The following is a 22,388-nucleotide window of genomic DNA, read 5'->3' on the forward strand; positions in this document are numbered from 1 at the left end:
GTAAAAATGAAGTGGAAGTGGTTGTGGAAACAGACGTTGTTGTTATGTGGCCTATATGCCGTGACGCCCCTGTGGGCGGCTGATATGCTGACCCAGGAACAGAAGGTGGCGGCTATCCTGCCAGTCATTTTTGAGCTCTTGCTGACGGAAGAGGGTACTGGTGGGGGGCAAGTTAACCATCCACCGGTTATTGGCGGCAGCCCTTCCACCCAAGTAAAAATCAACACGCCTTACACGTTTACGCCGGTTGTCACGGATGCAGATGGTGACGGGTTAACCTTCAGTATCGCCAATCGTCCCTCGTGGGCGGTCTTTAATTCCGCAACTGGCACACTCAGCGGTACGCCAAATGTGTTGGGAGCGACTGGCAACATCACCATCACTGTCAGTGATGGCAAGGGAGGAACAGGCCGCCTTGATTTTGCCATTGAGATTGTGCCGCCTATCCCGTTGATGCGCGACACGGATCTCGACGGGAAAATTGATGTCATAGACACGGATGATGACAATGATAACGTGTCTGACAACGAAGATTACCGGCCACTGGATAGTACCATTTCTGTTGCGCCGGTCTATTCCGGAGTGGTGAATTCTTCCGCGCAGACCTATGTCCGTCAGGACAATTTGACTACCAATTACAGCGGCAAAAGCTTTATTCAGTTACGCAGTATCAATGGAAGCTATGCGACTGCCGGTTTGCTGTATTTCACTATTCCCGCCACGCTGGATGGCAAGCGGGTTGACCGGATTACTGAGGCGAAACTGACTGTCCAATCCGATACCGAAAAGAATAGCGTCAACGTATACGCCACGACGGATGCCGCATTTCCGGATGCTGCGAGTGCTACCTGGAGTAATACCATGCACCTGTTTGGTAGCACGCTTTACGGGAATATCCCGCTAACAGCAGGTGCTGTCGGTAGTGCAGTGTTGTCGCAACCCATCTCCGCAGGCGACATCAGATTCATGCTGGATGAAACGGGTAATGATGCACGCAACGACCTGTTTAAAGGCAGCGCCTACAACTATCTCGACCTGAAGTTTAAAGAAGTTGACCCTGAAATCGTCAACTTGACGCAGGTCGCGGATAGCCGGGCCACCCAATCCGGCGGGCAACTGGTTTATCAGGTCAGCCTGACGCAAGCCCCGACCGATAACGTTTACGTGCCGGTCATGCTGGGCAGTACAGCGACGGCAACGCTAACTACGTCCGAAGTACTGACCTTCACGCCGGATAACTGGAGTACCGCGCAAACGGTTGTGATTGCAGGTAAGGACGATCTCACTAATCTGGGTAGCAAAGATAATCAACTGCTGGTCTATCCCCTGCACAGTAATGACAGCTATTACAATGGCAATAATCCCGTTGATCATGATTTCACGGTTTACGCTGTTTTGACGGATGAAAATGCAGCGGCAGGTTCCAGTGGCGCGGCCAAATCCGGTCAGGCTTTCAGGGCAAGCGCTGGTTACAGTAATCCGAACAAGACTGCCAGCTTTGCTTTGGTGGGTGCGCCGGTTGGTATGAGTATCAACGAAAAAACCGGCGTCATTAGCTGGCAACCCGATATTTCCGAAGTGGGCAGCTACGATTTCAGTATCACCGCCAGGGAAAACGGTACGTTGGTATACAACAAACTGGTTAATCTGCCGGTGGAACAGCTTGCGGCCAATCCAACCGATGGCTTCTATGTGGTTCCGAATGGCACGCCAGCGGATGCCAATGCTGCTCAGGGGTCAATTGCCAACCCTTACACCAGCATCGAAACGGCATTGGCTGCTGCTGCGTTGAATCCTGTCAAGCGTAAGGTTTACGTCCGTGGTGGCCGTTACCCTGAAACTGCCGTGACGGTGGACAATGTGCGGGGTCAGGAAGGTAATGAAATCACCCTCACCCGGCTACCGGGTGAACGGGTCAAGTTCGAGTTCTCCGGCCTCAGCGCCTTCGCTATTGGTGGAGACGCCGATTACGTGGTATTTGACGGTTTCGAGGTGGACGGCAAGTCTATCAACGATCATTGGGATATGCTGGCAAACCACTGGTGGGATCCGTTAGGCGACCGCACCATCGGTGGTGGGCAGGCGTTCAATGTGGATGGCCAGCACATTACCATCAAAAACAATGTGATACACGATACGTACCAGAAAGGCGTCAACATCTACAAAGGCCGCTATGTCAACGTGCAAGGTAACGTGGTCTACAACATCGGCCATTCTTCCCTCAGCGGTGGCCACGGCATCATGCGCAAGTGGGAACGGAATTTCTCCGTCAACCCAACGGCGGATAACCCTGCTTCTGCTGTAATCGGGCCGGATGTGTATTCTGACACTTACCCCTACCGCTTCGACATCACTGGCAACCTGTTGCTGGCGGTTGAACAGCGCATTTACTCGCGGGTATTCAACAAGGGTTACGCCAACCTGACCATCGACGAAGGCAAGCCGATGGCGTTCGACGAAACCCAGGACACTGACCCCAAATCGCGGGTATCCAACAATCTGGTGCTATACGGCGGCATCGACCACATCCGCCTGAAACAGAACCCGAACATGGAGGTGTATAACAACAGCGTCCTGCCGGATCTGACCCGCACGGATATAGCGCTGGATGGCATCACCGACAAAACCAAGCTGAAGAACCTGAAGTTCTACGGCAATCTGGTTGCGTCCAATGACATGGCGATTGATGTGGGCGACAGCTTCGGTACGGTGGATGGCGACGAACTGCCGATTGCGCAGCGTCAGTATGCCAACTACATTGCGGGTGGCGGCACATTCAACGCCGGTCTTGGCGCGGGCATCACCGATAAGGGTGGTACGGATGCAAGCCCGCTGTTTGCCGATGTAGCGAACAACGACTTCCGCTCTGTGGTGGTTGACAGTGGCGGTGCGCCTACGGGGGTTGGTGAAACCTACCTGACCCACCTGATGACGTTGGCCAATGAGTACGGCATTGAACTGAAACCTGGTGGATGGGTACACGACCATCTGGCGAATGCCGACACCCTTGTTGCAAACATTCCTGCTGACGTATTTGACCGCTCGGCCTACTACATCGGGCCATCCTCTGTGGAAGAAGGACATCAGGCACTTTTCATCAAGTTTGTCGATACGGATGGCAAATGGCTCTACACCAAGCGCGAAGAGGAGGGTGTTGCCTGGGGCGCATTGGCCAATCCTGACCTGGCCAATGACAGCATCTACAATCTGGATGCCGTCGATATTCAGAAATGTGATGTCTGTACGGGGGCGTATGTGTTCCAGTTAGTGTTACCACATGAGTGGTTTGATGCGCACGGCAATGCCGGTAACACAGCGTTTTCCATTACCAACAGCGATGGAACGACCAGCCAGGTCATCTATCTGGATCCAACGAACGCGGATCACCAGATCATCATGGACTACTCGGCAGAGGGTAAAGTCAGATCTTATTAATCTTCCCTTACCACTAATCGAATCCCGCCCCGCAAAGGCAGGATTTGTTTTATCATGACATAAATCTTAGTTATCAATAACAATAATTTACGCCATGAAAGCCAGCTGTCTCCTGTTCGCCGTTTTACTGTTTATCGCGGGTATCCAGCCCACATTTGCGGATGTTTCCCTGCAAGCCAGGCTGTTGCTGCAAGGCGCATACGACGCCACCACCGGCCTGATGCGAGATGACTTGCGCAGTAAAAACCTGTTGCCATCCACCCAACCCTACAACTACCAGCCATTCAATTACACCGGGGCGGAAACCGCGTCGCCAGATCTGCTGGTAAGGGAAGGGGATACGGCAGTTGTTGACTGGGTATTGGTGGAACTGCGTCCCGCCAATGGCAATGAAACGCTATTGGCCAGCGTAGCGGCCATGCTGCAACGTGATGGCTGGCTGGCCGACCCGCACAGTGGCGAGGGCAAGTTGACGTTTGCCGGTGTCAATCCGGGTGATTACCGCATTGCCATCCGCCACCGCAACCACTTGCCAGCCATCTCCCAGTCAGTAGCCTTGGGGCAGGCGGCAACCATGGTGGATTTCACTACGGCAGTAGCGGATGACATCAGCCGCTACCAGACGCAGGGCAAGGCCCTGTTGTGGGCGGGGGATGCCGATGCCAATGGCCGCATCATCGGCAGTGGGCCGGATACCGATGTCAACACCTTGCTGGGCTTTGTCCTGACCGAACCGGACAATCTTAACCAGTTGGCCAATTACCGTCTGGATGGTTACTACAACGCCGACTTGAACCTGGATGGCGTCACCCTGTTTGCCGGGCCGGGTACAGACGTTACCTTGCTCAAATCCAACCCGATCCTGCATCCCTCCAATGCCAGCTATAGCCTGAACTTTGTGGTCGCGACGGGGAATGAGAGTACTGCCGTAATTACCCCGCCTGTGGTTGACACGGCTACCCTCAATATTGCCCGCTTGTTTGGTGCTGCCACGCAAGGGGCTGACTACGGGGAACCTCTAAAAACCCCCGTTCCCGCGCCGACTATGCGAAAATAGCCACTTGACCGACAAACAGCCCCGATCACGATGAGTAAGAAAAGCGCCATCAAAACCAGTCTATTTGCCGCTGAAGAGCGGGAACAGAAACTCGACCGTAAGGGGGACCTGTTGTCCACGCTGGAAAAACACGTCAAATTTTCCGATCTGGCTGCTGAAATCGACCGGATTGCCCCGCGCCCCAACCGAAAACAGGGAGGCCGTCCGCCCTACCCGACCGAACTGATGGTGCGGGTGTTGGTACTGCAGCATCTGTATAACCTGTCGGACGAAGCGCTGGAATACCAACTGCTTGACCGGCTGTCCTTCCAGCGCTTCTGCGGTCTGCGGCATTCCAGCAGCATCCCGGATGCCAACACCCTGTGGGTCTTCCGTGAACGGATCAGCGCGGCAGGAGGTGCTGATGCCTTATTTGATGCCGTGCAGCGTCAGTTGCAGCAACACGGGTTCATTGCCCGTGGCGGGCAAATCGTTGACGCCACGCTGGTGGAGGCTCCCCGGCAACATTTCCGCAAAGCGGAGAAAGAAAAGCTGGTACAGGGTGAAACACCACCGGAGTGGACGGACGCGCAACGCCGCCAGAAAGACACCGAAGCCAGTTGGACAAAGAAGCATGGCAAAAGCCACCACGGTTACAAGCTCAGCATCAGTGCCGACCGGAAATATAAACTGATCCGCAAACGCCACGTCAGCACCGCCAAAGAACACGACACCAACCACTTTGAAGACGTACTTGATCCCGCTAACACCAGCCGTGACGTGTGGGCGGACAAGGGGTATGAGGACAGGGCGCGAGAACAACGCCTCCAGCAAAACGGTTGGCGGTTGCACATCCAGCACAAAGCCAAACGTGGCAAGCCGCCATCCGAATGCCAGAAACGCCGCAATACCCGTATCGCCAAACCACGTGCACGGGTCGAGCATGTGTTTGGGGCGATGTTGGCGATGGGCGGAAAACGGATCCGCAGCATTGGGTTGGCGCGAGCAGAATTTGGCCTAAGCATCAAGGCGGCTGTTTACAACCTGCGGCGGCTTTGTTCGCTCAAAGAAAGCGGAGTTGCGCCCATTTGAGGGGAAATCCCCCCAGAATCCGCAAGAAGGCGGGAAAATAGGCATAAAGTAGGCTTGATACACCCCAAAAATGGGTTGGCTTGATTATTTTTTAACAAAATACCGGAAGGGTAAAGCTAAGTGCTGCGCTACTCCGGCTTTTTAGAGGTTCCCTACGGTAGTTCCATCGCCTCGCTGGCGATCGATGGGGATGCTGCCACCATCAACCACACCCAATGCAACTCGACCGACAACTGGTGGCAGTTGCGTCTGCCTGACCCGACCAGTGTGGCCCGCATCGTGGTGACAGGCCGCAGTACCTGGGTTTCCCGTATCCAGGATGCCGGGGTATATCTCACAAACGCGCCTTACGCAGGTACGCTCAATGAAAGTGATCGCGTCTATACGCTGGCCGGAACAGCCGCCGCGCAGGAAATCGCGCTGCCCACCCCCAAATCCGCCAGCTACCTGATCATCAAGGCGGCAGGTGAAAACTGCCTGCACATGCGCGAGGTGGAAGTGTATGGCGATACTCCGGCTGCCCCCTACATTGCACCGCATGAATCGACCTACCTGCTGCGGCACGATAGCGCGATGGGTAGCGTGGTTGCCGGTATCACAGCGACTGATTGGCAACTGGACAAACTGACCTACCAGATTGTTGGCAGCGTCCCGTTCGCCATTGATGCGCAAGGGCAAATCAGCGTGAACGGTAGCCTGACGCCCGGCGCATCCCACACCTTCGATGTCATGGTCAGCGACGGCAGCCATGCCAGCACCACGACGCTGACCGTCAACGTTACCGCGCTGGATGCGGTGGAAGATGCGCTGGCCAGTGGTTCCATTGCCAAAGTCACCAGCACCGAGTTACTGGACGCGTCCTTGAGGGCCATCACCAATAATCAGGATTTGCTGCTGGACGCCAAAGCAATATTGTTCAACCTGAATGCGGATGGCACGGCCAAAGCAGATGGCTCCAGCCTCACCGCCATCGACTGGGAACCGACCCACGACGCCTCACTGATGCTTTCCACCTATGGCATGAATGTGCCGGTACTGAAAACCAACGCTGCTGCCAGCGGCTACACCGTGTATGAAAAGGAAATCGGCATCATCGGCGAAGCTGCTTCCCGCTACATGGTGTTGGGTGGCAACCCGATGCGTAATTACCGCTGGGACAACACCTCTCTCAACGCGCAGATGCACCAGTTTCTGGAAAACAGTCTGTTCTGGCTGAGTGGCCGCACCGACCTGAAAATGGCTCCGTTCAATGTGGTCATTGCGCACATGGATGACAGCTACTGGTTCCCGGATGAACGCGCCGTGCGTGAATGGCTGGATGCGCATTACCCCGGTCAGGTCAGCTACAACGCGGCGGATACCTGCGACGATGCTGCGCTGTCAGTTTGTCTGGATGCAGGGGCTGACCTGCTGATCATTTCCCAGCAACTGAATACCGGCAGCGACCCGGCGGCGATTGCCGCGACAGTCAAGGCGGCCATGCAGCAGGGGATTCCAGTGCTGTACTTACATCTGGATGGTGGAATTACGGAGCTGGGCAAGACGCTGTTCCCGCTGTTAAACGTGACTTATCAATGGGACAATTACTGGAAAAAGCTGAAGCTTTCCGCCTTCGACACCAGCAAATCGTTGAACGCCATGCCTGCTGAAATCAGCGGTATTCAGAGCATGTTGCAACATTTCAAGGCACGGGATTATGCGTTTGACTGGAGCGCCTGTGACGATGACAACTGTGGCTCCGTCAGTGGTCTGGACAGTGAATTCCAGCAGGGGGCAGATGCAGTGCGCGCCATGATGAATGCGCTGGATAGCAGCAAAACCAACCTGTTTGCTGACAAAGGTTTTCGCCTGCAAAAACTGCTGGCCCTGCTGGGCGACAGCTACCGGCAGAGTATTCACTTCCCGATGGACAAGCTGATTACCGATGATACCGAACTCATGCAAGCCTACTTTGCGGATCATGCTGTCTACAACTACCGCCTGATCAACCCGGTGCAGCCGGACATGGGCAATTTCAGCCGCAGCGATTTCGGTCACATCACGCCGGTCAGCAAGACGGTTGATCTGGAAAGCAAGGTCAATTTCCGCTCCGCCGGTGTATACGCCCTGCCTGGGCAGACAGTGCGCGTCACCCGTCTGGATAACAGCGACCTGACGGTGAAAGTGTTTGTTAATACACAGCGTTCCGGTTCTACCCACCAATGGGCGGATTACGGCTACAGCCGCCCCAAATACCTGCAAAGTGCGTGGATGGAAGTGAAAAGTGGCGAAACCATCGCGTTTACCTCACCTTACGGTGGGCCGGTGCAGGTGGCTTTCAGCGCCAATGACCTGCCGGTGCAACTGCGCTTTGAAAATGTGGGCGAGCATCCATACTGGCGCAGCAGTGCGGATGACACCAGCTTTACCGCGAAACTGGCGGCGGGCGATTACGACTGGGCGGAACTGGTGACACCGGGTTTCGAGGTGCATTCCACCCTGAACAAAATGCGCGAATCCGTTACCAACTGGAGCGATGCAGCCAATCTGGCGGCGAAAACCATGCGCCACCTGCACAACTTCCCGCACGTACTGGCTGGTTTCCAGGGGCCGGGGATTGATGTGGTGCCGGAAATCCACGATTTCGCCGCTGCCAAAGGGCTGACTATCGAGACGCTGGATATGGTCAAGCACATGAACGCCGATCAGGCGACCTGCGGGTATGGCTGTTCCGGCAACCCGTATGATGCTTACTGGGCGTTTGATGCCATCGGCCACGGCGACATCCATGAACTGGGGCACGGGCTGGAAAATGGCCGTTTCCGTTTTGCCGGTTGGGAGGGGCATTCCACCACCAACCCGTATTCTTACTACAGCAAAACGCAGTATTACAAGGATACAGGCAACGATCCGGTTTGCCAGAGCCTGCCGTTCGAGAGTGTGTTCAACACCTTGCAGGCGAGCGTGGGGCAGGCTGACCCGATGGCGTATCTGCAAACCAATCTGTGGGCAACGTCCAACTGGTCACATAAGGTCAGCATGACCATCGAAATGATGATGGCAGCGCAGCATCAGGGAGCGTTGCAGGATGGCTGGCATCTGCTGGCACGGCTGCACATCCTGGAACGCGAGTTCAACAAGGCCAAATCCAGCGAAGCCAGCTGGGCGGCGAAAAGGGATAGTCTGGGCTTCGCTGGTTATACGCTGGCCGAAGCGCAAGCCATCAGCAACAATGATTGGCTGGTGGTCAGTACTTCTTGGGCAACCGGGCTGGACTACCGTGATTTTATCCGCATGTGGGGACAGGATTTCAGTGCCAGGGCGGATGCGCAGGTGCACGGTTTCGGCTACCCGGTAGTGCCGCGCCGTTTCTTCATCAGCAGCCCGGCGGGTTACTGCAAAGGTGAGGGCTTTGATGGCGTGAACCTACCGGTAGATGGGGGGCAGGTCTGGCCATGACACCCGCAGGGAGCAATAGGGTGTGGTGGATGGCCGGTAAAAGTGTTGAACATTTGTTTGTGGATAATGGTCATTATCAGAGACAATGCATGATTTAATAGGATATTGGGGCAAAGATTATTATGGCTGTGGGGAGCAAAAGAGGTAGTTCTGGTGTAAAACTGTTCTGGCATGTGCTGGTGGGCGTGGCTTTGCTGGCTGTGTTGAGTGCCTGTGTTACGCCTGCCGGTTACGGTTATCTGGCGCAGGAAAAAGTCTATCGTTTGGCACCACAGCTTGGCGCATTACAACGGCGCTCCCTTGCTCACCTGTTCATACCGGTGGCGCAGGTTTCACCGGCAATTGATTCCCAGCGCATCGTCTTGTTCAAGCCTGCCTATCAGCAGGATTTTCTGGCAAACGGGCGTTGGCCAGACCGTTTGTCCACCTACTTCACTTCGACCGTGATTGATGCCTTGTCGCGTAGTAATGCTTTCCTGACCGTTTCTGACCGGCCAACCAGCAACCAGGGCGGATACAAGCTGTTGTTGCGTTTAACTGGTTTTCATGCTGAATACCTTCCCAAGTCGCAGGCCAAAGTTGCTGTGGTAGCGCAGATGGAGGCCTTGTTGATAAGGGAAAAAAATCAGCGGATTCTTGGGCAATACCGTTATGATATTCGCAAAGATAATATTAATGCCCACCCGGATAGTATCGTTGTAGCCCTGAATCAGGCATTAGCGGACAACCTGACTTCGCTGGCTAATGATATGGGAAAAGATTTGCCCGTGCTGTTTTAACCTGGTCATTTGGTAGTTAATCAGTATTATGCCTGAAATATTGCTCAACAATTTTCTGTAACTCTGCTGCGTGGTACTGGGCAGACGTATCATTTTGATTGGCTTTTTCTTCTGCAATTTTCATGCTTTTCAGCATGACAGTATTTAAGTCATAATAATCGTTGCTTGGCCTATGTATTTTGATTTCCCTTTCAATATAGGGAGGAGGGATCTGCGTAGCAACTTTACAGGCTGGTTCTGTATTTTGGCTAACCATTTGGCAACCACCCCCAGTTAAGGGGGCGGTTGCTAATACCATGTAAACGCCTACTGTTTTATATGATTCCATATTCATGATTGACATGCATCTTCGCTTGTGAATAGTGAAAACTTGTTTTATTGCCAGTATTTTGCGAACAATTAACCAGTTAACGTTTTATGGTGTTGTTTCGGTCAGGTGCCATCACCAAAAGAGACTTTCGAGGTGTATTTCAGGTCAGAGCTTGTTTCCGCATTCAGTTGCTGGCGTCCATCGCCGGAGGTACGGGTGATGCGTGAGGTGTCCACCTGAACAACCTGAGTTTGGGCGCAGACCTGGGGTTTCGCTTCCACGTCATACCCACAAAAATGCTGGTTGTCCTCATACGTATCAACCTTGTAGGTGACGCTGCTCGCCGGGCAGTTTTCTTGGCAGGGGTAGTAGTCCGCATGGGCAGTGGTGGCTATTCCTGGCAATAACACGGGAATGGCAATGATAAAGGCTTCTTTCAACATGGTCATGGGTAGATCCTTGCTCTGTTCGGATATTCAATTCTGATACAGGAACCTGTACCCCAAAAGGTCGGGGTTCAGGTTTGCTGATGGATTCCGGTTTGTTATTGGTAACGTTCTTCAGCGACTGTAGCTGAATTGTATTTCGTGGTATGGGTTCCCCACGTAAATACGTCATTGGATGAAGTTGTCCAGTCGACCCCGACTTTTACGGATGAACCGGAAATATCCAAGCAGGCCAAAGGTTTTCCGTCAGCATCTTTGGGAACAAGACGCTCATGGAATTGGCCGGATTTTACCGGGTGATAAGTGACGCACGTAGCGCAAGTATTGGTTACCGGTTTTGGTGGGGGAGGCGGAACAGCGCATGGATTACAATCGTTTTTTACCACGGGTTTTGGCGGGGGCAGTGGTGCGGCACATGGATTACAATCTTTGGCGAAAACAGAATGGGTGAATCCAAGTGTTAATAAAGTAGTCATACCAAGCACACTCAACGAGGCTTTATAGTTCATAGCCTTATTCTCCTTGAGAAATTGACGGGAAGGGGTTTTTCACTGCATCGTGTATTAACTATAGAACGGGACGGTAAATTTTTTCTATATACTGGACAAAAATAATTCTATTTGAATAGAATTTATTCGTCTTTTGGCTGATTAATCGTAAGGCGATAGTTTTGGGCGATTGATTGGCTGACTTCTATACCGCCTGTAATTCAACGGCTTTGACCTGCGGTCAAGACAGGGCAAAATAGGCGTGTCGACTTTGTTATGGGTGGCAGATGATCAAACTGGAACAGCAGCAGCAGGAAGATACCCTGTATCTCGGGCTACGGGGTGATTGGGTGTTTGACCAGTTGGAGGCTATCCATGCGCAACTGGCCGCTATTAACCCAGGCGCTGCCAGCATCGTTGTTGAGGCCAGGGATGCCGGGCGCGTAGATGTGACGGCTGCATGGCTGGTCTACCAGCAGGCCAATGTCTGGCGTGCGCAGGGCAAAGACGTGTTGCTGGAAGATTTTCCCCAGGAATATCTGGATTATTTCGCCCAGGCAGCGGCAGGCAGGGAACCATTGCCCGGTATCCGTCAACGCGCACTGTCTATTGTTGCCAGGCCGGTGCGCCTGCTGGGGCAGAGGGGTCTGCATTTGGCGGGGCTGTGGCGTTCCGGCATCACGTTTTTCGGCCATAGCCTGGAAGCATTGCTGGCCAGCTTGTTTGCCCCGCGTGTGTTCCGGTTCCGTCCCGTATTGCACCATATCTTTGTCACGGGTGTCAGTGCCATGCCCATTGTGGCTTTGATTGCCTGCCTGATCAGTATCGTCATGACCTATCAGGGGGGTGGCCAGTTACGCGATCTGGGGGCGGAAATTTATACGGTGGATATGGTAGTGATTTCCGTGCTGCGCGAACTGGGCGTGTTGCTGACGGCGATCATGGTGGCGGGGCGTTCCGGCAGTGCTTTCGCGGCGGAAATCGGCCTGATGAAAACCAATCAGGAGGTGGATGCGCTGCGGGTGATGGGCAGTGACCCGTTCCTGATCCTAGTGGTTCCCCGCTTGGTTGCGCTGGTCATTGCCTTGCCGTTACTGACTGTTCTGGCTGATATTGTTGCGCTGGCGGCGGCGGCGTTGATTTCTTCCGTTATTCTGGATATTTCCTTCACGCAGTTCTACACCCGGGTGGCGACCAATATCGAATTCCAGACTTTTGCCGCCGGGGTGATAAAGGCACCGTTTTTCGCCGTGGTCATCGCGCTGATCGGTTGCTGGCAGGGGATGCGGGTCAGTGGCTCCTCCGAAAGCCTGGGCAAGCACACGACGCAAGCGGTGGTCGATGCCATTTTTCTGGTGTTGCTGCTGGATGCGCTGTTTTCCGTGTTGTTCTACCGGTTGGGGTTTTAGCCATGGATGTGCTCATCAGTATCCGCAACTTGGTCAACCAGTTTGGCAAGCAGCGTATCCATGACGGGTTGGAACTGGATATTTTTCGCGGCGAAGTGCTGGGCATTGTGGGTGGGTCTGGTTCCGGCAAATCGGTGTTGTTGCGCACCATCCTGGGGCTGAACGCGCCAACCAGCGGAGAAATCCATTTCAGCGGCAAGGAACTCACCGCCATGCCGGATGCCGAGTTTGCCTGCCTGAAACGCCGCTGGGGCGTCATGTTCCAGAAGGGGGCGCTGTTTTCATCCCTGACGGTGGCTGACAATATCCAGTTCCCTCTGCGTGAGTTTTCCAGCCTGAGGGCAGAGGAATGCCGGGAATTGATGTACGTGCGTCTGGAAATGGTGGGTTTGGAACGTGATGTGGCTGATAAATACCCGGCGCAACTGTCCGGTGGCATGGTCAAGCGCGTGGCTTTGGCCAGGGCATTGGCGCTCGACCCGGTGGTACTGTTTCTGGATGAGCCAACCTCTGGCCTAGACCCGGTGTCGGCGGAAGAGTTCGACCAGCTGATCGCGGCCTTGCACCGTAACCTGGGTCTGACCGTTGTCATGGTCACGCATGACCTGGATAGTTTATTCTCGACCTGTGACCGCATCGCCATGCTGGCGGACAAGAAAATCATCGTGGGCGGGCTGCGCGAACTGCTGGCAAACCCGCATCCGGTGATCCAGTCCTATTTTGGTGGTGGCCGCGCGCAAGCCTTGTTAAGGGGGAGTTGATGGAACGTGACACCCATTATTTCGTGGTCGGCTTATTCGTCATCCTGACAGCTATCGCGGGTGCATTGTTTGCGGGGCTGTTCTATAACAAGCCCTATGTCGCCACGAAAACATACGCGGTGCATTTTGACATGCCGGTAGAGGGGCTGGAAGAAGGCAGTGAAGTGCGCTACATGGGTATCAAGAAAGGGGAGGTGACGCAAGTCAGTTTGTTGGCTGATGACCCTTCCATCGTCAACGTAACCCTAGTCGTGGAGCAGGATACCCCCGTCAATAAGGCGACAGTTGCCACGTTACGGCTGGTGGGGCTGACGGGTGTGCCATTTCTGGGGTTATCGCAGGCGGATGGCATCAGGCCTGAACCTTTGCCGGAACCTGCCAAGGATGAGGTTCCCATCATCCCTGTCAAGCCTACGCCTATGGATGCCTTGGTAGAAAAACTCCCTGGGCTGGAAACGGAACTGTCAGTACTGATCCACGACGCTAACGATGTGTTGAATGCTGAAAACCGGCAACATTTCGCTGGTTTGCTGAAAAATCTGGATGCGGCCTCGGCTGATCTACCGGCTTTGATCAGCGGTCTGGATGAAACCACCGTTAAGTTGCAGACGCTGATGCAGCAGTTAGGTGTCATTGCCAGCCGTTCGGAGGCAGGTCTGGATACCAATATGCAGGAATTGCAGCAAACCCTGGCCTCCATTCGCGCCACTTCACAACGCCTCGATATGCTTTTCAGGCATGTCGACCGGCTGGTAGTTAACAATGAAGGCAGGGTCAACGAACTGTTGGGTGAAGGCGGCGAAAACCTCAAACAGCTGCTCAATGAATCACGCAAAACGGCGGCTGCCATTCGCCAGTTGGGCGACAAGCTGGAACAGAACCCTTCACAGCTCATTTACCAACCTGCGCCGCAGGGGACGGAGTTGCCACGATGAAGATGCAGCGTATTTTACCCTTTTCACTTTCCATTATCCTGCTATCGTTATCAGTAGCCTGTTCCTCCCCCCTGAAAAGCGACTTGCCCGCTGACCAGGTGTATCGGCTAGCCCCACAAGTCAGCACCGTTTCGCCACGGCTGGATGTGAACCTCTATCTGCCCGGTGTGGAGGTTTCCCCCGCGTTGGATACAACCCGCATTACTTTGGTCAAGGAGCAGCTCCAGCAGGATTTCATCGCCAACAGTCGCTGGCCGGATGAGCTTTCCGGCTACCTGCACGCTGTCATGCTGGATGCGTTATCCAGAAGCGGGGCATTCCAGTCGGTTTCTAGCCAGATGTTGGGGGCCGGTAAACATTACAAACTGTTGTTGCGGGTTTCCGCATTCCAGGCCGAATACCCACCGCAGGGTAAGGGTAGCGCGGCAGTGGTGCTGGGGATGGAAGCCATCCTGGTGCGGGTGCAAGACCAGCGTGTGCTAGGGCAGCAGCGTTACGACATCCGCAAAGACAATATTCCGGTAAGCACCAGCAAAATCGTCGGGGTCATGAATCAGGCGCTGGAGGAAATGCTTGTCAGCTTGATGGCTGATTTGAGAAAGCATTTCCCCTTATCCGCCGATAACCACCGTTGAAAACAGCGTCAAACCGTTTGTCAGATAGCCACAACCGCTACATTCATATCCCAAAGCCCCTCCCACAATTTTCATTCAGACTCTTGCTAAACGCACAGCGACGCTGACCAGGCGGGTTGCCTGCGGGTAGTTGTTGTTTTAATTAATTATTCTGATCATTCTGATAAAAATAGAATATTCGCTATTGTGTGGTTGCTTGCCTATAAAGATGCCAGGGCTATAACCAGCAATATTCTCCGGATAAATGGTTGGGTTCGTGTCACTTTGGGTATTTTTATGCTTCAGATCAATAAACATCTTGTCTGTTTGGCAATTTTGATGGGTGGGGTTTGTTCCAGTGCTTATGCGGCTGGGGCAAAAGCTTGTGATGCAACGGTTAGCGCCAGTAATCAGAAGCAGGCAGACCCTTTTCAACAGGAAATCCGCCAGGCAGCCAAACGCTATGACATCAATCCTGCGCTGATCAAATCCGTTATGATGGTGACAGATTGTCCCGACCCTGACCGGGTGGCCGCCAATGGCCAGTCAGGCTTGATGCAGCTGATGCCTGCTACCGCCAAACGGTTTGGTGCGACCGCCATTTTTGACCCGGCGGAAAATATTGATGCTGGTGCACGCTACATTGCCTACCTGATGAAGCGCTATGAAGGCAGCGTGGCTCAAGTGTTCACCGCTTACGCTGCTGATGAGGGCTGGGAGTGGGGACATGAAACCGTCATAACCCCTTTCAAGGATGTGAGCAAACCTGTTGGCAGTATGCTGGATGGTTTGCAGAAGCTCGGCTACTACAACAAAAAGGCCAACCGGCAGGCGCACGCCTTGTTGCGGGAGTGGGAGTCCTCTGATCCGGCGTATCATGCTGCTTTACAGGCATTACCGTTGTCCGCTGAGCAAAAAGCCGAGGCGGCTTGGTTGAAGGCACGTAGCGCCAAAGTGCATTACCCGCGCGGAAAAGAGTTGCGCAGCTGTGAGGGTGTCAGCGGTAAAACTATCGAAGCCTTGGCCGTCCCTTACGACGGCATTATCCAGAAAGCGGCCAAACGCCATGGGATCAACCCTGCCTTGCTGAAATCCGTGATTGCGGCGGAAAGCTGCTACCGGGAAATGGTGGTGTCTTACAAGGGGGCATCCGGCCTGATGCAATTGATGCCGGCAACGGCGGAAGATCTTGGGGTGTTCGACATTTTCGACCCTGAAGAAAACGTCAATGCCGGTGCCCGTTATCTGGCGTCTCTGCTCAGAAGCTATAACGGCAGCATCTCCCATGCGGTCGCAGCCTACAATGCCGGGCCAGGGAGAATAGAAAAGGGCGCTCCCATCACGGTTTCCTTTACAGAAACCCGGGGGTATATCCGGAAAGTCCTGACCAACCTGACCAAGCTGGAAAAAGGTAAGAAATCCGTTGAGCGCGCCCGCCTGTTGCTGGCTGACTGGGAGCAGGAGGAAAAAGACTATCAGGCTGGCCTGCGGGGTGAAGTGCTGGCGGTTGTAGAGCCGGAGGCAGAGACAGACAGTACCGCAGCGGCAACCCTGCCGCAGCCAAATCCGCCAACCCCAATAACCGTACAGGATTCCACCCGTTTACAGGAGCAGCCTCCCCAACCAGTGACAGTGGCTGCTGTGAGTGCGCCAACGCAAATTTTCGGGGAGGCAACGCCAGAATTGAAACTGGCCAGCCTACGTGGTGAGAGTGCGGTTGGCACGCTGCAACATGCCGGTTTCCGGCCTGACGTGCGCCTGATTTCCGCTATTGACCAAGGTATTGTGCGGGTAAAAAGTGTTAGCTCTGTGACGATAGCGCCCGCTGCGGTAACAGAGCTGCCAGCGACCAAGGTTGCCCCTGCGCCTGAACCCGCCGGGTTAGCAGATTGCAGGACACTGCCACAAGCCCTGGCTGCACATACCCGGCCACAGGGCAGTGGCCGCTACCAGGCATTTTTCTACCACGCCCAGGGGGGTGAAACCCTCGCAAGCATTGCAGCCAGACTGGGGCTTAGCCCCATCGGTATTGCCCGCCTCAGCAATCTGCCACCTGATGCCCAGCCCAATGCAGGGAGTCGTCTGAAGGTCGCGGAGTGCGCCAGAAACTGATCCGGCACTGATCCGGCTTGGTTCAGCGTGGCGAGAGTGACTCTTGCCCGCCCGCCTAGCGTTGCCGCTCAATGTTCTGTCTGAAACGTTGTAACTGCCGGGTGCGCACTTGTTGCATATCCAGCTGATAAATGTCGTAGGGGAACAGGAACTCGGTCACGCCGGAGTCAAACAGGCGACGAACCTCATATTCGTCATGCGAAGCGCCACGCTGATAGCGGTAATTGAGGTAAGTGCGGTTGGTGTGGATGATGAATTCCACCCGCATCCCACCCATACGCGCAAAGAATTTCAGCATCTGGGTATTGCTGCTGCTGCCGATTGAAGTAGCCTGGTAGCGGTTGCCTGCCAGCGTGTCGGAAATATCTTCCAGAATCATGAAAGACCCGGCACGCACGGCAGCACGTGTCAGGTGGCGCACAAAACGTTTCACATGGCTGGGGTTGTCCAGCACTGCCATTAGCCCCAGCTCATCATCCACCGCTACGGCGGGATTTTTTTCATTCTTGCGCAGCAGTTTCAATACTTTCGCTGCCGAATCCTTTTTTCGCACTGTGACATACACCGGGATTTCCTGGCCGTTGTCTTGGAACAGACGGCGTTTGACCAGGGTCAGCTTCTCGTTTTCAGCAAATTCGTGCAGGTAGTGCGCTTCCTCCAGGCTGGTCACGTCCACCTGGGTGCAACTGAAATCGTCGGCGTCGTGGTGGCTGTGCAAACAGGCCATTTCCAGCTCGCCAATCCTGAGTTGCGGGCTCCACACATACTGGTTGAGGAAGTTGAGGAAGGCGGAAAACTTGCTCTCGATATCGGTTTCGTGTTCACGCTGGTCGATGGAGCCAGCCAGTCCCATCAGCACCAGCTTGCGCTTGGCCTCGAAACGCAGTTTCTGGTGGTAACGGTTGTCGAACACTGTCAATAGCAGGTCGACCGGGTTTTGGGTAGTTTCAATTTCGTTGCTGATTTCGATGTGTGAGCTGTAAGGGGCGAGCACTTTGCCTTTGAGATGGCCGATGACCGCGTCGGCGGTATTCATGTATTCGTGAATTTTGCTGCGGATTTCCGACAGCCCGCCACTGATGCCGAACAGGTTGCCAAGCAGCCGGTAAGCGCGCTCGGTGCGCTGCCCGCGCAGGTCGGGGTAGCGGATCAGCGCAGGGATTTCGTCAAAACTCCCGATTTGCAACAGGTCGAACAACTGGTCACGCACCGCACGGTATTTGGTCGCCATCTGTCTGTCGTGCCGGAAGATTTCTGCCCACTGCCGGTTCTGACGGCAAAATGGATGCTCAAAGGAAATCTGGTCGCGGACGGCAAAAGGCCCATCCTGCTTCATGGCAATAAATATGGATTTTTCGTCTACGACGCTCATGCTGTACCCGTTGTGGGAGGATTGGCTGAATTAGTAGTGTAAGTGTACAGCAACATTTGCGCCATTGCGTTGGGGGTAGCTATCAAAACGCCTCCGGCCAACGCCGCGCCGTATGCAAAACCGCCAAAATATCCACTTGGTTACTCTTGATCCGGTACACCACAATAAACGGCGTACCCGCCACCACCAGTTCACGGGTAGCTTCCACCCGCCCCGGTCTGCCCAGGAAAGGATGTTCTGCCAGTTGCCCGACCCGTTTCTCGAGCAGCTCACACACGGTCAAGGCGGCAGGTGGGTTTTCCATGCCAATGAATTCAAACACGGCATCCAGATCGCGGATTGCCCCTTGTTGCCAGACAATCAGCATCAGTTCAATTGCCCTTGCAGCCGTTTGCGCAGATTGGAAAATACTTCCTCGTGGGCGACGCCTTCCTCCCCGGCATCTGCTGCCGCCAGCCGCTTGCGGATCAGCTCCACCTGCCAGTAGTGCAGTTCCAGATAAGCGTCGATGGCCTCATTGATCAGGGTGGAACGGTCAAGCTGCATGGTTTGCGCCAGTTGGTCCAGCGCACTGCGTTTCTCGGTTTCAATGCGGAACCCGATGGATTCTTTCGACATAACACGCCTCCGCCTCAAACAATGTATAACGCCATGTTACAATGTTTATAAACGCCACTCAAATATTTTTCGGATCCAGCGCATCCCGCAACCCATCCCCCAGGAAATTCAGGCAAAACAGCGTCACCGCCAGAAACCCCGCCGGGAACAGCAGCATCCACGGCGCGGTTTCCATTTGTTGCGCACCTTCGGCAATCAGCACGCCCCAACTGGTCAGCGGCTCCTGCACCCCCAGCCCCAAGAAACTTAGGAACGACTCGAACAAAATCACCTGCGGCACCGTCAGCGTCGCGTACACGATCACCGATCCCAGTGTATTCGGCACGATATGACGGCGGATGATGCCGAAATGGCTGACCCCGCTGACCCGCGCTGCTTCCACGAACGTGCGCCCTTTCAGCGACAATGCCTGACCCCGCACAATCCGTGCCATCGTCAGCCATTCCACCGCACCAATTGCCACGAAGATCAGGAAAATACTGCGCCCGAAATACACCATCAGCAGGATGACGAAAAACATGAAGGGAAGGGCGTACAACACATCCACAAAGCGCATCATCAGCGCATCGGTGCGCCCGCCCAGGTAGCCTGCCGCCGCGCCGTACAATACCCCAATCAGTAGGCTCACGCTGGTCGCCGCCAGACCCACCATCAGGGAAATCCTTCCCCCAATCAGCGTGCGCGTGAACAGGTCGCGCCCATTCGCATCCGTCCCAAACCAGAAACCATTCGCCCAGTCTGGCGGCGTACCCATATTGTCCCAATAAATTTCATCGTAAGGGTGCGAGCTGAACAGCGGCCCCAACAAACACAGCAAACCAATAGCCAGCAACACCAGCGCACTGCCCACTGCCATCCGGTTACGCAACAACCGCCGCCATGCTTTTCCCCATAGCGAATTACTCATACCGCACCCTCGGATCAACCAGCCCGTAAGTCACATCCACCAGTAGATTCATCGCAATGATCAGCGCCCCGTAAAACACCACCACGCCCATCACCAGCGTGTAATCCCGGTTCAGTGCCCCTTGCACGAAATGCCGCCCGATACCCGGAATCCCGAATATCTGCTCGATCACCACCGAGCCGGTAATGATCGCCGCCGTCGCCGGCCCTAGCCAGGAGATCACCGGCAGTAGTGCTCCTTTCAGCACATGCCGCCGCAGGATCAGCCCCAACGGCAAACCCTTGGCGAACGCGGTGCGGATGTGCGGGCTGCCCAAGGTTTCCAGCATACTGGCACGCATCATCCGCGCCGCGTAGGCAATCTGTGGCAATGCCAGTGCAATCACCGGCAGCACCGCTGATTTCCAGCCCTGATTCCAACCCGCTACCGGCAGCCAGTGCAGGAATACCCCAAACACCAGCGCCAGCAATGGTGCCATCACGAAATTGGGGATGGTGATGCCGGTCATCGCCAGTGCCATTACTGCATGATCCAGCGGCTGGTTCTGCTTCAGTGCTGCCAGCATCCCGGCGGGGATACCAACCAGCAGCGCCAGCAGCATGGCGGATAGCCCCAGTTGCATCGACACGGGAAAGCCTTCCGCAATCAACTCGCTGACGCTGTGATCCTTGTATTTGAAGGAGGGGCCGAAATCCCCCCGCGCTATGTTCAGCAAGTAATAGCCGTATTGCACCGGCAATGGCTGATCCAAGTGGTAGGCGCGATCCAGATTGGCCTGGATTTCTGGCGGAACCGGGCGCTCACGGTCAAACGGCCCGCCGGGCGCCAGCCGGACAAGGAAAAAAGCCAGCGTGACGATCACCAGCAGGGTAGGCAATGCGCCAGCCAAGCGTTTGAAAAGATAATGCAACACAACAAATTTCCGGATTAAGGTGACAATCTGATGGAAAACCTTTAGAATAAGTTTATTCTAATATGCTAATTTACCTCATTAGACCCGCTAGCCGCCTATTTTATAAACGACCTGGATACAGGTGAAAAAATGCAAGAGCAAGATTATCGCATCACATTGGACGGTGTGCCGGTGGAAGAAGACAGCATTGAAGCTGTATGCCGTTCCCTCAAGGCGGCTTCCCACCCGCTGCGGCTGAAAATCATGTGCCTGCTGAAAAATACTGACATGACTGTACAGGAAATTGTCGATCATGTCGGCACGACCCAGAGCAATGTTTCCCAGCATCTGGCGATCATGCGTGATAAAGGACTTTTATTGTCAAGCAAGGTTTCCAATCGTGTTTATTACCGGTTGTCTGATTCCCATGTTGCCCTCCTGGATGCTTGTTCCCCTTTAAAATAAAAACCATCAAACGGTTCTTTGCCGTTGCCTGTAAGCAGGTCGGTTTTCCCCGGCTATTCATCCTGATTATGGTTGCCTGATTGTACATACGCAATTCAGAATATTAGGCTACACTTGTGTGAAGCGACTTACATAATGAAGGAAAAATAATGAGCACGCAGTATTTGACCCTTGCTGGAGTTGGCAAAAATGATTGGTGGCGTTATCTGGTCAGTATTATCCTGATTGTATTTTTCTGGCAGGTCATTGGTGCGTTGCCACTGGGGGCGCTGGTTATCGTGCTGATGGGGGATAATGACCCAACCACCAATGTTGAGCTTGACCCACTAAAGTTTGAAGGGGTCGACAGTATCTGGCCCTATCTGGCCATCAATTTCACCATTTTGGGGATGTTGTTGGGGCTGTTTCTGGCTGTGCGTTTCATCCACAAACGTTACCTGCGCACAGTGGTGACGCCGCTGGAGCAGGTTGACTGGCGGCGCCTGCTGCTGGGGTTTGGCGTGTTCTTGCTGCTGATTGCCTCCGCCACGTTGATTGAGGCGCTGTTTAAGCCGGGCGAATATGCAGTGAGTTTTGATGCGCGCCAGTTTCTGCTGTTCCTGCCAGTGGCACTGGTAGTGACGCCCTTGCAGGCAGCGGCGGAGGAGTTGCTGTTCCGGGGCTATCTGATGCAGGGCATGGGTTTGCTCACCCGTAGCAAGGCCGTGCCGGTGCTGGGTTCCTCATTACTGTTCATGGCAGCGCACCTGACCAACCCGGAAATGGTGGAAGATGTCTATCTGGTGCCAGTGCTGTATTTCCTGCTGGCGTTGTTCCTGGCGGTCATCACCATCAAAAGCAATTCGCTGGAGCTGGCGATTGGCGTGCATGCAGCCAACAACCTGTTTGCAGTGCTGGTGATGAATTATGAGAATTCGGCTTTGCCTGCACCCTCCATTTTTACCGCCAACGCGATTGACCCGCTGGCTAGCCTGGTCAGTTTCGTGGTGGTGGCGTCAGCGTTCTACTGGATTGTGTTTGTTTGGCGTAAGGTTTAGTGGTTGGAATGGCAAGAGATGAGCAAATTGTCGTGTTATGTCCTCAACGGCTGCGCACTGGAATACGTGGCGCGGCAAAAGCTGCCCAAAGCACTGTTGGCGCAACTGGAGGGGTTGTCCCCATTTTTGCATGATCGCAATGCTTTAGAGTAAGCTTGTTTCATACGAAAGGACTCAGGAAAACAACGCCCGGCTACTTCGTGAAAGTTGAACTGCATCCCGACGCCGAAACCGATCTGGTT

Annotated in this window: 21 protein-coding genes; 13 read left to right on the plus strand and 8 right to left on the minus strand. The window is 54.4% G+C overall.

Translation table 11 applies throughout. From position 1 onward, the window contains the following. The first annotated feature begins 6 nt into the window (after positions 1–6). The 5 genes from THINI_RS19590 (at position 7) to THINI_RS19610 (ending at position 9,780) form a co-directional block, all read left to right on the plus strand. On the plus strand, positions 7–3,435 hold the full coding sequence (locus THINI_RS19590; protein ID WP_002710254.1) for a putative Ig domain-containing protein: 3,429 nt from the start codon (positions 7–9) through the stop codon (positions 3,433–3,435). 94 nt (positions 3,436–3,529) lie between these two features. Then, the gene (locus THINI_RS19595) at positions 3,530–4,492 is read left to right on the plus strand and encodes a hypothetical protein (protein ID WP_002710255.1); all 963 of its coding nucleotides are present in this window, start codon (positions 3,530–3,532) and stop codon (positions 4,490–4,492) included. Positions 4,493–4,522: 30 nt separating this feature from the next. Continuing rightward, on the plus strand, positions 4,523–5,563 hold the full coding sequence (locus THINI_RS19600; protein ID WP_002710256.1) for an IS5 family transposase: 1,041 nt from the start codon (positions 4,523–4,525) through the stop codon (positions 5,561–5,563). Positions 5,564–5,683: 120 nt separating this feature from the next. Then, positions 5,684–9,001, plus strand: coding sequence for an ImpA family metalloprotease (locus tag THINI_RS19605; protein ID WP_002710257.1), 3,318 nt, complete (start codon positions 5,684–5,686; stop codon positions 8,999–9,001). Positions 9,002–9,129: 128 nt separating this feature from the next. Next, a complete protein-coding gene (locus tag THINI_RS19610; protein ID WP_169314647.1) occupies positions 9,130–9,780 on the plus strand; it encodes an ABC-type transport auxiliary lipoprotein family protein in 651 nt (216 codons plus the stop codon). A gap of 16 nt (positions 9,781–9,796) precedes the next feature. Here THINI_RS19610 and THINI_RS19615 read toward each other — a convergent pair whose 3' ends face one another. The 3 genes from THINI_RS19615 to THINI_RS25395 all read right to left on the minus strand — a co-directional run bounded on the left by THINI_RS19615 (position 9,797) and on the right by THINI_RS25395 (position 11,045). Next, positions 9,797–10,114, minus strand: coding sequence for a hypothetical protein (locus tag THINI_RS19615; protein WP_154724464.1), 318 nt, complete (start codon positions 10,112–10,114; stop codon positions 9,797–9,799). A gap of 98 nt (positions 10,115–10,212) precedes the next feature. After that, on the minus strand, positions 10,213–10,539 hold the full coding sequence (locus THINI_RS19620; RefSeq protein WP_002710260.1) for a hypothetical protein: 327 nt from the start codon (positions 10,537–10,539) through the stop codon (positions 10,213–10,215). Between the two features lie 95 nt (positions 10,540–10,634). Then, positions 10,635–11,045 carry a hypothetical protein gene (locus tag THINI_RS25395; protein WP_002710261.1) on the minus strand — a complete coding sequence of 137 codons (411 nt, stop codon included), beginning with the start codon at positions 11,043–11,045 and terminating at the stop codon, positions 10,635–10,637. 266 nt (positions 11,046–11,311) lie between these two features. On the opposite strand from THINI_RS25395, the gene THINI_RS19625 reads away from it, so the two are divergent. The 5 genes from THINI_RS19625 to THINI_RS23805 all read left to right on the plus strand — a co-directional run bounded on the left by THINI_RS19625 (position 11,312) and on the right by THINI_RS23805 (position 16,855). After that, a complete protein-coding gene (locus THINI_RS19625; RefSeq protein WP_002710262.1) occupies positions 11,312–12,433 on the plus strand; it encodes an MlaE family ABC transporter permease in 1,122 nt (373 codons plus the stop codon). Between the two features lie 2 nt (positions 12,434–12,435). Further along, the gene (locus THINI_RS19630; protein ID WP_002710263.1) at positions 12,436–13,194 is read left to right on the plus strand and encodes an ABC transporter ATP-binding protein; all 759 of its coding nucleotides are present in this window, start codon (positions 12,436–12,438) and stop codon (positions 13,192–13,194) included. Then, complete coding sequence (locus tag THINI_RS19635; protein ID WP_002710264.1) at positions 13,194–14,129, plus strand: MlaD family protein; 936 nt, start codon at positions 13,194–13,196, stop codon at positions 14,127–14,129. The genes THINI_RS19630 and THINI_RS19635 overlap by 1 nt, the downstream gene beginning before the upstream one ends. Then, positions 14,126–14,764: an ABC-type transport auxiliary lipoprotein family protein gene (locus tag THINI_RS19640; RefSeq protein ID WP_002710265.1), complete on the plus strand. Its 639-nt coding sequence runs from the start codon at positions 14,126–14,128 to the stop codon at positions 14,762–14,764. The genes THINI_RS19635 and THINI_RS19640 overlap by 4 nt, the downstream gene beginning before the upstream one ends. 318 nt (positions 14,765–15,082) lie before the next feature. Continuing rightward, positions 15,083–16,855 carry a transglycosylase SLT domain-containing protein gene (locus THINI_RS23805; RefSeq protein WP_002710266.1) on the plus strand — a complete coding sequence of 591 codons (1,773 nt, stop codon included), beginning with the start codon at positions 15,083–15,085 and terminating at the stop codon, positions 16,853–16,855. Between the two features lie 55 nt (positions 16,856–16,910). Here THINI_RS23805 and THINI_RS19650 read toward each other — a convergent pair whose 3' ends face one another. From THINI_RS19650 to oppB, 5 genes are all read right to left on the minus strand, one after another. Further along, complete coding sequence (locus THINI_RS19650; RefSeq protein WP_002710267.1) at positions 16,911–18,227, minus strand: hypothetical protein; 1,317 nt, start codon at positions 18,225–18,227, stop codon at positions 16,911–16,913. An 82-nt stretch (positions 18,228–18,309) separates the two neighbouring features. Next, the gene (locus THINI_RS19655) at positions 18,310–18,594 is read right to left on the minus strand and encodes a type II toxin-antitoxin system RelE/ParE family toxin (RefSeq protein ID WP_002710268.1); all 285 of its coding nucleotides are present in this window, start codon (positions 18,592–18,594) and stop codon (positions 18,310–18,312) included. After that, positions 18,594–18,845 carry a CopG family ribbon-helix-helix protein gene (locus THINI_RS19660; RefSeq protein ID WP_002710269.1) on the minus strand — a complete coding sequence of 84 codons (252 nt, stop codon included), beginning with the start codon at positions 18,843–18,845 and terminating at the stop codon, positions 18,594–18,596. Before THINI_RS19660 ends, THINI_RS19655 begins: the two co-directional genes overlap by 1 nt. 58 nt (positions 18,846–18,903) lie before the next feature. Continuing rightward, the gene (locus THINI_RS19665; protein WP_002710270.1) at positions 18,904–19,752 is read right to left on the minus strand and encodes an ABC transporter permease subunit; all 849 of its coding nucleotides are present in this window, start codon (positions 19,750–19,752) and stop codon (positions 18,904–18,906) included. Beyond that, on the minus strand, positions 19,745–20,665 hold the full coding sequence (gene oppB / locus THINI_RS19670) for an oligopeptide ABC transporter permease OppB (protein ID WP_002710271.1): 921 nt from the start codon (positions 20,663–20,665) through the stop codon (positions 19,745–19,747). Before oppB ends, THINI_RS19665 begins: the two co-directional genes overlap by 8 nt. 129 nt (positions 20,666–20,794) lie before the next feature. Between oppB and THINI_RS19675 the strand changes: the two genes are divergently transcribed. The 3 genes from THINI_RS19675 (at position 20,795) to THINI_RS27045 (ending at position 22,299) form a co-directional block, all read left to right on the plus strand. Then, entirely contained in the window at positions 20,795–21,109 is a 315-nt protein-coding gene (locus tag THINI_RS19675; RefSeq protein WP_002710272.1) for an ArsR/SmtB family transcription factor, read from the plus strand. A 149-nt stretch (positions 21,110–21,258) separates the two neighbouring features. Then, on the plus strand, positions 21,259–22,146 hold the full coding sequence (locus THINI_RS19680) for a CPBP family intramembrane glutamic endopeptidase (RefSeq protein WP_002710273.1): 888 nt from the start codon (positions 21,259–21,261) through the stop codon (positions 22,144–22,146). 18 nt (positions 22,147–22,164) lie between these two features. Then, entirely contained in the window at positions 22,165–22,299 is a 135-nt protein-coding gene (locus tag THINI_RS27045) for a hypothetical protein (protein ID WP_002710274.1), read from the plus strand. Positions 22,300–22,388: the final 89 nt, after the last annotated feature.

Source organism: Thiothrix nivea DSM 5205 (assembly GCF_000260135.1).
GTDB classification, from domain to species: domain Bacteria; phylum Pseudomonadota; class Gammaproteobacteria; order Thiotrichales; family Thiotrichaceae; genus Thiothrix; species Thiothrix nivea.